15 protein-coding genes and 1 tRNA gene are annotated in these 13,616 nt (G+C 67.1%); 5 read left to right on the top strand and 11 right to left on the bottom strand.

What is annotated here, in order from left to right; all coding sequences use genetic code 11:
• The first annotated feature begins 41 nt into the window (after positions 1-41).
• Together BMZ69_RS17530 and BMZ69_RS17535 are read left to right on the top strand one after the other, a co-directional pair.
• Complete coding sequence (locus tag BMZ69_RS17530; protein ID WP_092159136.1) at positions 42-914, top strand: carbohydrate kinase family protein; 873 nt, start codon at positions 42-44, stop codon at positions 912-914.
• Positions 907-1,932 (top strand): SIS domain-containing protein, encoded by a 1,026-nt coding sequence (locus BMZ69_RS17535; RefSeq protein ID WP_092158892.1) that lies wholly within the window; start codon positions 907-909, stop codon positions 1,930-1,932. Before BMZ69_RS17530 ends, BMZ69_RS17535 begins: the two co-directional genes overlap by 8 nt.
• 7 nt (positions 1,933-1,939) lie before the next feature.
• Here BMZ69_RS17535 and BMZ69_RS17540 read toward each other — a convergent pair whose 3' ends face one another.
• From BMZ69_RS17540 to BMZ69_RS17575, 8 genes are all read right to left on the bottom strand, one after another.
• Complete coding sequence (locus BMZ69_RS17540; protein WP_092158894.1) at positions 1,940-3,226, bottom strand: TRAP transporter large permease; 1,287 nt, start codon at positions 3,224-3,226, stop codon at positions 1,940-1,942.
• A complete protein-coding gene (locus tag BMZ69_RS17545) occupies positions 3,223-3,726 on the bottom strand; it encodes a TRAP transporter small permease (RefSeq protein ID WP_244543421.1) in 504 nt (167 codons plus the stop codon). Before BMZ69_RS17545 ends, BMZ69_RS17540 begins: the two co-directional genes overlap by 4 nt.
• Before the next feature lie 195 nt (positions 3,727-3,921).
• Positions 3,922-4,914: a sialic acid TRAP transporter substrate-binding protein SiaP gene (locus BMZ69_RS17550; RefSeq protein ID WP_092158898.1), complete on the bottom strand. Its 993-nt coding sequence runs from the start codon at positions 4,912-4,914 to the stop codon at positions 3,922-3,924.
• 78 nt (positions 4,915-4,992) lie between these two features.
• Positions 4,993-5,667 carry a GntR family transcriptional regulator gene (locus BMZ69_RS17555; RefSeq protein WP_092158900.1) on the bottom strand — a complete coding sequence of 225 codons (675 nt, stop codon included), beginning with the start codon at positions 5,665-5,667 and terminating at the stop codon, positions 4,993-4,995.
• 10 nt (positions 5,668-5,677) lie between these two features.
• Positions 5,678-6,574: a dihydrodipicolinate synthase family protein gene (locus tag BMZ69_RS17560; RefSeq protein WP_092158902.1), complete on the bottom strand. Its 897-nt coding sequence runs from the start codon at positions 6,572-6,574 to the stop codon at positions 5,678-5,680.
• Positions 6,575-6,625: 51 nt separating this feature from the next.
• Positions 6,626-7,444, bottom strand: coding sequence for a carbohydrate ABC transporter permease (locus BMZ69_RS17565; RefSeq protein ID WP_092158904.1), 819 nt, complete (start codon positions 7,442-7,444; stop codon positions 6,626-6,628).
• Complete coding sequence (locus tag BMZ69_RS17570) at positions 7,444-8,373, bottom strand: carbohydrate ABC transporter permease (protein WP_092158906.1); 930 nt, start codon at positions 8,371-8,373, stop codon at positions 7,444-7,446. The genes BMZ69_RS17565 and BMZ69_RS17570 overlap by 1 nt, the downstream gene beginning before the upstream one ends.
• Before the next feature lie 107 nt (positions 8,374-8,480).
• A complete protein-coding gene (locus BMZ69_RS17575; RefSeq protein ID WP_092158908.1) occupies positions 8,481-9,830 on the bottom strand; it encodes an ABC transporter substrate-binding protein in 1,350 nt (449 codons plus the stop codon).
• Positions 9,831-10,015: 185 nt separating this feature from the next.
• On the opposite strand from BMZ69_RS17575, the gene BMZ69_RS17580 reads away from it, so the two are divergent.
• The 3 genes from BMZ69_RS17580 to BMZ69_RS17590 are packed head-to-tail and all read left to right on the top strand — an operon-like array spanning position 10,016 to position 12,336.
• On the top strand, positions 10,016-11,035 hold the full coding sequence (locus BMZ69_RS17580; RefSeq protein WP_092158910.1) for an aldo/keto reductase: 1,020 nt from the start codon (positions 10,016-10,018) through the stop codon (positions 11,033-11,035).
• Positions 11,036-11,039: 4 nt separating this feature from the next.
• Positions 11,040-11,879: an amidohydrolase family protein gene (locus tag BMZ69_RS17585; RefSeq protein WP_092158912.1), complete on the top strand. Its 840-nt coding sequence runs from the start codon at positions 11,040-11,042 to the stop codon at positions 11,877-11,879.
• A 1-nt stretch (position 11,880) separates the two neighbouring features.
• Positions 11,881-12,336, top strand: coding sequence for an RbsD/FucU family protein (locus BMZ69_RS17590; RefSeq protein ID WP_092158914.1), 456 nt, complete (start codon positions 11,881-11,883; stop codon positions 12,334-12,336).
• Between the two features lie 5 nt (positions 12,337-12,341).
• Here BMZ69_RS17590 and BMZ69_RS17595 read toward each other — a convergent pair whose 3' ends face one another.
• From BMZ69_RS17595 to BMZ69_RS17605, 3 genes are all read right to left on the bottom strand, one after another.
• Entirely contained in the window at positions 12,342-12,710 is a 369-nt protein-coding gene (locus BMZ69_RS17595) for a DoxX family membrane protein (protein ID WP_244543422.1), read from the bottom strand.
• 169 nt (positions 12,711-12,879) lie between these two features.
• On the bottom strand, positions 12,880-13,371 hold the full coding sequence (locus BMZ69_RS17600; RefSeq protein ID WP_092158916.1) for a DUF3617 domain-containing protein: 492 nt from the start codon (positions 13,369-13,371) through the stop codon (positions 12,880-12,882).
• Positions 13,372-13,492: 121 nt separating this feature from the next.
• Positions 13,493-13,577, bottom strand: a tRNA-Leu gene (locus tag BMZ69_RS17605).
• Between the last annotated feature and the right edge of the window lie 39 nt (positions 13,578-13,616).

Here is a 13,616-nt window from a genome sequence, read left to right on the forward strand (position 1 = left end):
GCCGGCTCTATTGCGATCTCGTCTTCCGTGGGTTGGAAGCGATGCCGCGCCTCGGCGAGGAGCGCTTCGCCGACGACATGGCGATCGTCCCCGGTGGCGGCGGCTTCATCACCGCGGCCCATCTCGTCGGGCTTGGCCGCGCCGCCGCACTGCTGGCGCGTCTCGGAGAAGATCCGTTCTCGCAATCGCTTCTGCCCGCACTTGAAAGAAGCGGCGTCGATCTCGCCTTTCTTGAGCGCGCCGCCGATGCCGGTCCACAGCTTACTGTCGCCATGGTGCAGGATGGCGAGCGCGCCTTCCTCTCGCGCCGCGCCGGCCCGGCCCGCCCTGGAACGCTTTCAGCCGCGCTCGGCGATGTCCGCGCCAGCCACCTCCACATCGCCGAGTTCGCGACCTTGGCCGAGATCCCGCATCTGGTGACCGACGCCCGGCATCACGGCCTGACCGTCTCGCTCGACCCGAGCTGGGACGATGCGTTGATCCGCTCGCCTGATCTCCTCGCCCTTTGCAACGGCATCGACATCTTCCTGCCGAACGCGGCAGAAGCGCGCGTGATCGCCGATAGCGACGATCTCGATGCGGCCGGACAGCGGCTTGCCCGACACTTCGCGCTGGTGGTGATCAAGGATGGTGGCGACGGCGCCCGCCTCTATCAGGGCGAAGACACTTTGGCGCTTCCTGCCGCACCCTGCCCGGCGGTACTCGACACGACGGGCGCGGGCGATGCCTTCAATGCCGGCTTCCTCGCCGCCTGGCTCGCCGGGAGATCCCCCGAACGCGCCCTCGCCGAGGGTATCGCCTCTGGTACGCTCTCGGTCCAGAGCGTCGGCGGCACCGGCCGCAAGCTCGACCCGCGCCAGGTCGCCGGGATCGCCGATCAATTGCTGGAAACACGGCTGCGTCGCCATGGCTGAAGCCCTGCTCACCCGCGAGGCGGCCGAAGCCGCCGATGTCGCGCGCCGCCAACGCGCGGAGAACGGCGCAGCCATCGCCGATCTCGTCCAGCGCCTGCGCATCAAGCGGCCGGCCTTCGTCGCGACCTGCGCGCGCGGTTCCTCCGACCATGCGGCGACCTATGGCAAATACCTGATCGAGCGCGCGCTCGGCCTGCCCGTCGCCTCGCTCGGCCCGAGCCTCGCCTCGGTCTATGGCGGCGAGCTCGACCTGTCGCGCGCCGTCTTCATCGCCGCCTCGCAATCCGGCCGCAGTCCCGATGCACTGCTGCTGACCGAAGCCGCTCGCCGTGCCGGGGCGCTCGTGGTCGGTTTCGTCAACGACGAGACATCCCCCCTCGCCGGCATGGTCGACGTGCTTGTGCCGCTACGCGCCGGGCCGGAACGCAGCGTCGCCGCGACCAAGAGCTTCCTCGCCACCTGCCTCGCCTTCCTGCATCTGTCGGCCGAGTGGGCAGAGGATGAAGACCTCTCCGCCGCGCTCGCACAGGCGCCGGAAGCGCTCGATGCCGCCGGACACTGCGACTGGACGCCGGCTCTGCTCTCCTGGCGCGAGGCCAGCAGCCTCTATGTCATCGGCCGTGGCCTTTCCTTCGGCATCGCCCAGGAGATCGCCCTCAAATTCAAGGAAACCTGCCGCATCCATGCCGAGGCCTTCAGCGCCGCCGAGGTGCTGCATGGGCCGCTCGCGCTGGTCGGACCGGGCTTTCCGACGCTAGCGCTCGATCCCGGCGACGAAGGCAGCGAGAGCGTCTGCGCCGCGGCTACGGCCTTCGCCGGACTCGGTGCTGATCTGCGCTATGCCGGTGGCGGCGTGGGTGCGGCAAAAAACCTGCCGCTACCCTCCGGACTGCCCAACGCCCTGCTGCCGCTTGCACAGGTCCGCACCTTCTACGCCGCCGTGGCGGCACTCGCTAAAAGCCGGGGCCTCGATCCAGATCGTCCGCCCCATCTCTCCAAGGTGACGCGGACGGTCTGAATCGGCCTCACTTGCCCAGCACGAGGTTCGGCAGCCATGTCGTCAGTGGCGGCCAGAACGTCACCGCGAGCAGCACGCCAAGCAACGGCAGCAGCCAGGGCACGATCGCGCGCGACATCGCCTCGAAGCTGATCTTCGCGATCTTCGATGTTACGAAGAGTACCACCCCGACCGGCGGCGTGATCGTGCCGATCATCAGGTTCAGGACGAAGATCAGGCCGAACTGCACGGGGTCGATGCCGAACTGGCTCGCCGCCGGCGTCAGGATCGGGATCAGGATCAGCATCGCCGCCAGCGCTTCCATGAAGCAGCCGACGAAGAGCAGCAGCAGGTTGACGATCAGCAGGAAGACCAGCGGGTTGCCGGCAAGATCGACCAGCATCGGCCCGACCGTCTGCGGGATGCGCGAGATCGACAGGCACCAGCCGAGCGCCGCGGCCGTCATCACCAGCGCCAGCACGACGCCGGTGGTTTCGACCGTCTGAACCGCCAGCTCCGGCAGGTCGTTCAGCGAGAAGCTCCTGTAAACGAAGAGGCCGAGCACGATCGCATAGGCGGTGGCGACCGCCGCCGCCTCGGTCGGCGTGAAGATGCCAGCCATCATCCCGCCGAACAGGATGACCGGCGTCATCAGCGCCCAATGCGCCTCCTTGTAGCCGACCCAGAGCTGCGCCGCCCCCGGGAAGGGATGGCGCGGCAGGTCCTTCTTCCTGGCGACATAGACCACCATCGCCATCAGCGCGCCGGCCATCAGCAGGCCGGGGATGACGCCGGCGAGGAAGAGCCCGCCGATCGAGACGTCGGCCGAGACGCCGTAGATCACCATCGGCAGCGAGGGCGGGATGATCGGCCCGATCGTCGCCGAGGCCGCTGTGATCGCGGCGGCGGTCTCGGGATCGTAGCCCTCGTCCTGCATCGCCTTGATCTCGAGCGTGCCGACGCCGCCGGCATCGGCCACCGCCGAGCCCGACATCCCCGCGAAGATCACGCTGGCGAGGATGTTGGCATGGCAGAGCCCGCCGCGCAGCCAGCCGACGCAGGCCGTGGCGAAGGCGAAGATCCGGTCGGTGATCCCCGCCGAATTCATGATGTTGCCCATCAGGATGAAGAGCGGGGCGGCCAATAGCGGGAAGGAATTGGCGGATTGCGCGATTTTCTGCGGGACGATGCCGAGCGGAAAGGCGCCGAAAAAGGCGAAGGCGACCGCCGCGAGGCCCATCGAGACGAAGAGCGGCACGCCGAGCAGCAGCGCGGTGAACCAGACCGGCAGGATCTGCAGCATCAGGGTGCTCATAGCGGCTGCGTCCCCGGCTCGGCGGTGTCGACCTTGCGGCCCGCGAGAACGTCACCGATCTCGGCCAGCGCCTGCAGGATCAAAGCGAGGCCGGCGAGCGGCATCACCACATAGAGCGCCGCGCTCGACACCGGCAGCGCGATCGACTCGACGTCCCAGGTCCGCTCGATCAGGCCGAAGGAATAGCGGATCAGGATCGCCGCGAAGAGGATGATCGCGGCTTGCGTCACGATCTCCAGCATCCGACCTACCGGCTTCGCCAGGAGATCGGCGAAGACGGTGATGCGGATATGGGAGCGCCGCCTCGCGGCGATGATCCAGCCGGTGAAGCCGGTCCAGACCAGCAGGTACTGCGCCAGTTCGTCGGTCCAGGCGAGCGGGGCATTGAGCTGGCGCGAGGCGACGCCGAGGAGCACCGCGACCAGCAGCGCCAGCAAGAGCCCGACGGCGGCGGCGCGGACGAGACGGTCGGTGAGGGCGACGAGGGATTTCATAGCCATTGGACCTTGAACCGCGGGGCACCCCTCTCCTGGAAGGAGAGGGGCAGGGGTGAGGTGCTCGGAGCGGAAACGTTGGCGTGAACCCAATCGCGCGGTGAGGGCTCTCGGCACTGGTCGAACCGCCTACACCTCACCCTACCCTCTCCTTCCAGGAGAGGGTTCCCCGCGCCTAGCACGACTGTCGAAGCGCCCTTGTCACAGCGCCGCGAGCGCGTCCCAGGTGCCCTTGCCCCATTTGCTCTCGAACTGCTTGGGCAGGCTCGCCAGCACCGGCTTGCTGAAGCTTTCGAGGTCCGGCTCGGTGACGCTCATGCCGGCGGCCTTGAGCGTCGCGACGAGGCTGCCTTCCTGGCTGGCAAGCTCGGCATCCTGCCAGGCGACGCCGTTGGCGATGGCCGCCTCCAGGATCGTCCGGTCGGCATCCTTCAGGCCCTTCCAGAAGTCCTGGTTGATGACGATCAGCCGCGGCGTGATGATGTGGCCGGTCAGGATCAGGTGCTTCTGCACCTCCTGCAGCTTGGCGCTGTGGATGGTCGGCAGCGGATTCTCCTGGCCGTCCACCGCGCCCTGGCTCAGCGCCAGGTAAAGCTCGTTGAAGTTGACCGGGGTCGCCTTGGCGCCCCAGGCCTCGACCATGGCGCGGAAGGTGTCGACGGGCGGCACGCGCAGCTTCAGGCCGGCGACGTCGGCAGCGCTCTTCACCGGCTTGGAGCCGGTGGTGAGGTGGCGCTTGCCGTAATAGGTCACCGCCGCCATGCGCATGCCGCGCTTCTTGATCAGCTCCTCGTTCATCTGAGTGAAGACCGGCGCCTTGGCGACCTTGGCCATATGGGCCGGGTCGCGCCAGAGATAGGGCGCCTCGACCACCGAAAGCTGCGGCAGGAAGGAGCCGAGCGCGGCGGCGCCATCCGTCGTCATGGTCAGCGCGCCGGAAGCCACCGACTCCATCATGTCCTTGCCCGAGCCGAGCTGGCCGGCGGGGAAGGACTGGATGTCGACGCGGCCGGAGGTTTTCTCCTTCACCTCCTTGGCGATGCGGTCGACCATCTGCACCTGCGGATGCGTGGTCGGCAGCATCTCGCCCCAGCGCAGCACGGTCGCCTGAGCGCGCAGCACGGTCGGCATCGCGATCATCGCGCTGGCAGCGGTGGAGCCGGCCAGAAATGCGCGTTTCGTCAGCTTGGTCATCGTTGCTCTCCTCCCTGAGCGGCCGGTTTTCCGGCTCGCCGTTCCAGCGCCTGGTTTCGATCGGCGCCTGATCGCTGGTCAGTAGCTCATCGCCCGCGTCCGGGCGTTGTTGATGTGCGCGCTCATCTCGGCCGCAGCCGCCTCCGGATCGCGCGACTCGATCGCCGCGATGATCTTGAGATGGTCCTGCATCACCGGAATCAGGATATGGTTCTGGATCCTGGTCTCATACTGCCGGATCAGCCTGATCTTCAGCCAGGTGACGCGAAAAGCCTGGCTGACGATGTCGTTGTCGAGATGGTCGATGATCATCTCGTGCATCAGACGGTCGATATTCTCGGCGTCCTCGATCAGCGTTTCGTCGCCGCCCGCTTCCGCGCGGCGGATGATCGCCTCATGGCGCTGGCGCTGCTCGGCAATCTCCTCGTCTGTCGCGGTCCGCGTATAGGCGGCGGTCGCTTCCTTCTCGAGGAAGAGCCGGAACTGGAAGGCGTTGCGGATCAAATTGAGGTCGACATGGGCGACCTGCATGCCGCGCTGCGGCACGGTCTTGATCAGCCCTTCGGCCTCGAGCCGCGGGATCAGCTCGCGGATCGCCCCGAGCGGGAAGCCCGTCATGGCGACGAGCTCGCGCTGGGTGACGAACTGGCCCGGCCGGATCTCGCGGGCGAGCAGCCGCTCGGTGAAGCTGGCATAGGCCCGCTCCCTAAGCTTCAGCGGCTCGCCGTCGCGCTCCGGCTCAGACTGGCTCATCGTTGCCTCCTCAGGCCGCCTTGGCGCGGGTTATCCGGTCGAAAGCGGCGAACAGCGCCTTGCGCTGGCCCTCGTCGAGCGCGACCAGCGGCGCGCGCATCGGGCCATAGCCGGCATCGCCATGGAGGTGGCCGACCAGCGCCTTCACCGCCGGCAGCACCGGATAGGAGCAGATCTCGTCGACCAGCGCGTTCACGGTGGCGTCCTCGGCGCCCTCGTAAACCATCGGACGCAGCAGATGCGGCGTCAGATTAGCGAGGCCGCAGATCGAACCCTCAGCGCCATTGCGCACGGCCCGGGCGAGCAGGCGCTCGTCGCCGACCAGGATGGCGAGCTCGCCATGCGCCTTGAGGAAAGCCTCGGTCGTCGGATAGTCGCAGGACGAATCCTTGACGCCGGTGACCACGCCCGGAAAGGCCTTCTTCAGCCGCTCGACCAGCCCGATGGAGATGTCGACCGCGGTCACCGAGGGGATGTGGTAGAGGATGGTGTTGCGGGCGGAGGCGCCGAGCTTCTCGAAGAACTGCGAGAACCAGGCATAGAGCCCCTCGTCGCCGACGCCCTTGAAGTAGAAGGGCGGTGCGACCAGCAGGCCCTTCGCGCCAACATTCAGCGCCGTCTGCGCCTGGTCGACCGCCTCGTGCAGCGAGGCGGCGGCGACGCCGGCATAGATCTGCCTGGCCGGGTCGATGCCGGCGCCGACCAGGGCGCCGAGCATGGCGGTGCGGGCCGGGCTGCCGAGCGCCGCGCCCTCCCCGGTCGTGCCGAACAGCGTGACGCTGTCGCAGCCATTGGCCAGCACATGCCTTGCATGGTGGACGAGCCGCGGCAGGTCGACGGCGCCGCCTTCCCGCATCGGCGTGGTGATGGCGCAGGAGAGGCCGAAGCGGTTGGGGTTCAGAGCCATTGCGAAACGTCTTTCCGTGAGATGTGCGACCGGGAGATTGGGCAGGCGATGTCAGCCATCCTTGAGGCCTCCGGCGGAGAGGCCGGCGACGATCTCGCGCTGGGCGAGAACGGTCAGCAGCAGGACGGGCAAGGTGACGAGCAAGGCGGCGGCGGCGAGCGGCCCCCAGGAAATCTGCTCGAAGGTCAGCGAGTTGTAGACGGCCGAGGGCAGCGTGCGGCTCGCCTTGCCGCCGAGCACGACCGAGAAGATGAAGTTGTTCCAGGAGAAGATGAAGGCGAGGATGCCGCCGACGACGATGCCGGGCCGGGCCAGTGGCAGCGCGACATGGCGGAAGGCCTGCCAGGTGGTGGCGCCGTCGATGCGGGCGGCGTCCTCCAGCTCCATCGGCACGTTCTCGAAATACCCGATCATGATCCAGACGATGATCGGGATGGTGATGACGAGATGGGTGATCACCAGCGCGGTGATCGTGCCGACGAGTCCGGTGATCTGGAAGAGCAGGAAAAGCGGGATCAAATAGGACAGAGCCGGCGTCATCCGCGCGACCAGGATCAGGATCGCGAACTTGTGGGCCTTGCCGCGGGCGATGCCGTAGCCGGCTGGCACGCCGACAGCCAAGCCGACCAGCACCGCCCCGCCCGTCACCAGGATCGAGTTCCAGAGATAGAGCGCGAAATTGTTCTTCTCGAACACGTCGAGATAGTTGGCAAAGGTCGGCGGGTTCGGGATGAACACCGGCGGGAAGGCGGTGTTGTCGAGCTCGTTCTTCAGCGAGAGCGAGATCATCCAGAGGAAGACCAGCACCGCCGGCGAGACCAGCACGAAGACCGAGGCGTAGAAGCCGAATTTCGAGAGGAGCCGCTTCATCAGGCGTTCCACTTCGACTTCTGGCGCGCATAAAGCAGCAGCAGCGACAGCATGATGATGATCACGAAGAAGATCACCACGACCGCGGAGGCGTAGCCGATCTTGTAGAACTGGAAGGCCTGCAGATAGAGGAAGATGTTGAGCGTCTCGGACGCCGTCCCCGGTCCGCCCTGGGTGATCACGAAGATCGTGTCGAAGGCCTTCAGCGCATCGATGGTGCGGATCACGATCGCGACCATGATGAACGGCCAGACCAGCGGCAGCGTGATGTGGCGGAACATGTGCCAGGCATTGGCGCCGTCGATCAGCGCGGATTCATAAGGCTCGCGCGGCAGACCGGCGAGGCCGCCGAGCACGATCAGCATGACCAGCGGCGTCCAGTGCCAGACCTCGACCAGGATCAGCGTCGGGATCACGGTACCCGGCGAATAGACCCAGGCCTGCGGGCCGATGCCGACAAGCGAGAGCAGATAGTTCAACACGCCGAGCTGGGGATGGAACATCATGGTCCAGACCAGCGCGACCGCGACGGGCGTCGCCATCATCGGCATGACGAAGATGGTGCGCAGCAGGCCGCGGAACGGGAATTCGCGATGGAAGACCAGCGCCGCCGCCGTGCCGAACAGGATCGGCAGCACCACCGCGAGCACCGTGTAGTAGAAGGTGTGCCCCATCGACTCGATGAAGCGCGGATCGCGGGCGAGCTCGACGAAGTTCTGCAGGCCGACGAATTCCTGCCCGCCACCGATCTTCCAGTCCTGCGTCGACATGTAGAGCGTGAACAGCCAGGGGAAGACGATCACGCTGGCGACGATCAGCACCGCCGGCAGGGAAAACAACCAGTAGCGCGGCGTGAAATCCCGCGAATCCGCCGCAGGAGCTTGCGCCGGGCTCGTCAGGCTGCTGGCTGGCAGGGTGGTGCTGGTCATATTTTGGAACCGTCATGCTCGGGCTTGACCCGAGCATCTCTTGGAAAATGCACTCTGGTCACGAGATGGCCGGGTCAGGCCCGGCCATGACGTGCAATGACTAGCCCTCAGCCCTGCTCGCTCTTGGCCAGCACCGGCGCGAAGGCTTCCGTCGCCTTCTTCAGCTCAGCCGCGACATCGGCGCCGCCGATCGCATTGGTCAGCGCCACCCCGAAGACATCGCGGAACTCGGTGACCGGAACGATCTGCGGCAGTGCGGCCCGGGCGATCTTGGCCGAGTTCAGCAGGCAGTCGAAATACTGCTTGCCGAATTTCGAGGCCTCGATCGTCGCCGTGTCGAGATAGGCCGAGGAACGGGCCGGAGCGCCGGCGCCGGCCTTCAGCATTGCGAGCTGCTGGGCCTTGTTGGTGATGAACTGGATGTAGAGCCAGGCCGCCTCCTTCTTGGCGGAGCCGCGCGAGATGCCGATGCCGTCGCCGAACATGCCGGCATGATGCGCCTTCGGCCCGGGCGGGGTGACGCCGTAGCCGACCTTGCCGACGATGCGCGACTTGCTGGGGTCCTCGAGCGGCGTCGCGAAGCCGATGCCGTCGAGCCACATCGCGGCGCGGCCCTGCATGAACGTTGTCTGGCATTCGTTCCAGTTGAAGCCGACGGAGCCGACCGGGCCGGTGTCCTTGTTGAGCTTCTTGTAGAGCTCGCCTGCCCAGATCGCCTCGGGCGTATCGGTCAGGAGCTTGCCCTCGGCCGAGGTGGTCTCGATACCCTGGCCGAGCACCAGGCAGGCCCAGACCGGGACATTGGCGTTCTTCAGCCCACGCGAGACGAAGCCGGCGACGCCCTTGGCCGGGTCGTGCAGCTTGGCGGCGGCGACCGCCATCTCGTCCATGGTCTTGGGGAAGGCGACGCCCTTCGCGTCGAAGAGCTCCTTGTTGTAGTAGACCATCCAGTAGTCGACGAAATAGGGCAGCGTATCGAGCGCCCCGTCGGCCTGGCGGGCATAGGCGACCGCGCCAGCGCCGAAATCCTCGAAGTTGAAGTCGGGCGAGGTCAGCGACGCGTCCTTGATCATCGGCGACAGGTCGGCGAACCATTTGCCCTTGGCCGCCATGCGCTTTTGCACATGCAGCGAGATCGCGCTGACGTCGAAGCTCGGCTTGCCCGAGGCGAACTCGATCACCGCCTTCTGGCGCTGCTGCTGCTCCGGCACCTGCTCGGAGGAGACCTTGATGCCGGTAAGCTCGGTGAACTCCTTCTCGGCGGCCTGGAACAGGTCGGAGCGCGGGTTCTTCACCAGCAGCACGTCGATCGACTGGCCGGAGAAACGCTTCCAGTTGAAGGCCGCCTGGGCGTGCGCCTCGCGCAGCACCAGCGGCGAAGCGATGGCGCCGGACGCGCCGAGCGCGGCGGCGCCACGCAGCAGGCCACGCCGCGTCGGCTTCAAGATCTCGGTCATGGATGTCCTCCCCTGGACTGAACACGCGGCCATCGCGGGCCGTCTTGATGCGGTTCCAGCAGGCGGGTTCAGCATGGCTCTCGTCTACCGGAATGGTGCGCACGCTAGTCCGGAACGAAGGCGGTTGCAAGCTAACATGTTGACGTGCACATAGTGATGCAACACGACCGAGCACCCGGCTTCCAATGACGATTTCTGCGCTTCCCGTTCGCCCCCTCGGCCGCTCAGGCCTGAAGGTCACGACGCTCGGCTTCGGCGGCGCGCCGCTGGGCGATCTCTACGCCCATCTCGACGAAGCCAGCGCGATCGCGACGGTCGAGACGGCGCTCGCCTCCGGCATCAACCTGATCGACACCTCGCCGCTCTATGGCCATGGCCTCTCCGAGCACCGGATCGGCGCGGCGCTGCGGCGCTCCGGCCGAAAGGACGTGGTGATCTCGACCAAGGTCGGGCGCGTCGCCGAGCCCTTCGCCGGACGCGGCAATGGCTCCGGCTATCTCGGCGGCCTGCCGCATGGCCTGCGCTTCGACTATTCCTATGACGGCGCCATGCGCTCGCTGGAGCAATCGGCGCTGCGCCTCGGCGTCGACCACATCGATGTCGTGCTGATCCATGACGTCGATGTCTGGACCCATGGCCCGGCGATCGAGGCGCGCTTCGGCGAGGCCATGGACGGCGCCTATCGCGCCCTCGAGAAACTGCGCGCCTCCGGCGCGGTCAAGGCGATCGGCGTCGGTGTCAACGAAGCGCAGATGTGCGAGCGCTTCGCCCACGCCGGCGATTTCGACACCATGCTGCTGGCCGGGCGCTATTCCCTGCTGGAACAGCCGGGGCTCGCCTCCTTCATGCCGCTGGCGCAGCAGAAGGGTATCGACCTGATGTTGGGCGGCGTCTTCAATTCCGGCATCCTCGCCACCGGCCCAATCGCAGGCGCAAAATACAACTACCAGCCCGCCCCGCCCGCGATCCTCGCCCGCGTCGCGGCGATCGAGGCGGTCTGCGCCCGCCATGGCGTGCCGCTGCGCCGCGCCGCCCTGCAATTCCCGCTCGGCCATCCCGCCGTGGCGAGCCTGGTCATGGGTGCGGTCAAGCCGGAGGAGGTCGCCGATCAGGTCATCGAAATCTCGGCACCGGTTCCGGCCGCGCTCTGGACAGAGCTGAAAACCGAGGGTCTGCTCGGCGCCGATGTCCCGGTCCCGGCCTGACGCCATGCGCATCGACGCCCATCAGCACTTCTGGAGCCTCGCCCGTGGCGATTATGGCTGGCTGACGCCGGCGCTGGGCGTGATCCATCGCGATTTCGGCCCCGCCGATCTCGCCCCGCTTCTCGCCGCGCACGGCATCGAACGCACCATCCTGGTCCAGGCCGCGCCGACGCGGGCCGAGACGACCTATCTGCTCGACATCGCCGCCACGACCCCCTTCGTCGCCGGCGCTGTCGGCTGGACCGATTTCGATGCGCCTGATGTAGCGGAACACATCGCGATCTTGGCCGGCGATCCGCTGCTCGTCGGCCTGCGACCGATGGTCCAGGACATCGCTGAGGACAACTGGCTGATGCACCCTGCTCTGGCGCCGGCTTTCGAAGCGATGACCGCGCATGGTCTTGTCTTCGACGCGCTGCTGAAGCCGCGCCATATCCCGGCGATGCTCACCGTGCTGGAGCGACACCCTGACCTCGCCTGCGTCATCGACCACGGTGCCAAGCCCGACCTCGTCAGCGGCGATCTCGCCGCCTGGCGCGACGGGATGATCGCGCTCGCGGCGCATCCCGGCCTCACCTGCAAGCTCTCCGGGCTCGTCACCGAGGCCGGCCCGGACTGGGCGCTGGAGACGCTCCGGCCGGTCGTCGAACACCTCCTCGCCACCTTCGGCCCGGAGCGACTGATCTTCGGCAGCGACTGGCCGGTAGTGACGCTGCGCGCGTCCTATGCTCAATGGTTCGAGGCCGCCGAAGCGCTCCTCGGCGACCTCACCGACGCGCAGCGCACCGCCGTCTTCGGCGGCAATGCCGCAAAACTCTACCTCTCACGGCGCGGACGCAGCTGACATGCTGAAAAATATCGACCCGGTCCTCTCGGCCGACCTGCTCTGGGTGCTGGCCGCCATGGGCCATGGAGACGATCTCGCTCTGGTCGATGCCAACCACCCCGCGGAAAAGATCGCCCGCGCCACCACCAGCGGGCGGCTGGTACGCCTGCCCGGCCTCACCATGGCCCGCGCGGCACGCGCCATTCTCTCGCTGCTGCCGATCGACGATTTCGAACCGCAGCCAGCCAGGCGCATGCTCGTCGTCGGCGATGCTGCGGCGATTCCCGAGGTGCAGGCACAGGTGCAGGCCGAGCTCGACCGGGCGCTCGACCGCTCGGAACCCCTGGCCGGCATCGAGCGCTTCGCCTTCTACGAGGCGGCAAAGCAGGCCTTCGCGGTGGTGCAGGTCGGCGATCCCCGCCCCTATGGCTGCTTCCTGTTCCGCAAGGGCGTGATCGCCGGCGAGCCCGGCTGAGCGGTTCAGCCCTGGCCGATCAAGCCGAGAATGCCGCCGGCAATGGCGATATTGGCGACGAAGCCGTTGATGCGGTTGGCACGATCCAGGCCTTGATGATCCCAGAAATTGTTGAACATCGGCGTCGCCGCCACCAGGAAGGCGAGCAGCATCAGTGCCGCCAGCGAGACCTGGATGCCGCAGATGATCGTGGTGCCGGCAATCACCTGCAAGACGATGCCGAGCCACAGGGTGACGGCCGGCAGCGGCACGCCGCGGGCGCCGATCAGGCTCGCCAGAAGACCCCTGTTGACGATGTTGCGCAGGCCGGCGAAGGCGAAGGCCCCGCCCAGAAGAAGCCGCCCAGCGATGGCGGCGCTCTCCGCGCCAGCCAAAATGATACCGTTGCCACGTCCGTCCTCGTCCAGCGATGCGCGCCTCACAGGACGGCGTGGCCGCTGCTGCGCTTTCCACTAGGACGATCCGGTTCGGCCAGATGTGACATGCCGGCCGATTCTTCTCATCGGCCGGTTGCGAAATCGCGGCGTTCGCTCGTGACCGGAATCAGGGCTTCGCGCCAGCCGCTCCCGGCATCGAGATCACCTTGCCGTCGGGCATGATGATATCGCCGGGCTTCTGGCCCGGGCCGCAATCGCCGAGACGCTTGGCTTCGACCACGAGCTTGCGCTCGACCATCCCCGCCTGCCCGGGCATGCCGGTGAGCTTGGTGGTGCCCTCGGTACGCACGCTCGTCTGGAAATCGCCGGTGACGACGCTGCTGCCGACCGCCTTGATCTGGCCGATCGCGCACTCGGTCGCGACTGCATAGCCGGCCGCGGTCTTCGTCACCTCCATCTTCGAGCAGGCGGCGCCTGCCATGCCGCCGACCATGGCGCGGTCGGTGCCGGCACCGACGCATTGCTTGGCGCTCGTCTCACCCTCGGCGCTCGTCGACTTGCTTTCCCAGAGTCCCGGCTTGCGCTGCGGCAGTTCATCGGCGAAGGCCGGAACGGCCCCGAGAACGCTGGCTGCGACGGCAATGGCGACGGCCCTCATGCTGAAACTCCTCGGCTGCCCGTAAGGATCGATTCGGGGCCGCGAGACAGAGCGGGGGCGAAAGGCGATTTTAGGGCGGGTGACCCGACGCAGCGAGCGGCCGGCAAGATGCCGTGAAGAATGGTGCCCCTGGCCGGGATCGAACCAGCACTCCTTGCGGAACTCGATTTTGAGTCGAGCGCGTCTACCAATTCCGCCACAGGGGCCCCTTCCGGGCCGGCGGACTATAGCGATCGGCAAGGGCC

The organism is Allobosea sp. CRIB-10, from assembly GCF_900112185.1.
GTDB lineage: Bacteria > Pseudomonadota > Alphaproteobacteria > Rhizobiales > Beijerinckiaceae > Allobosea.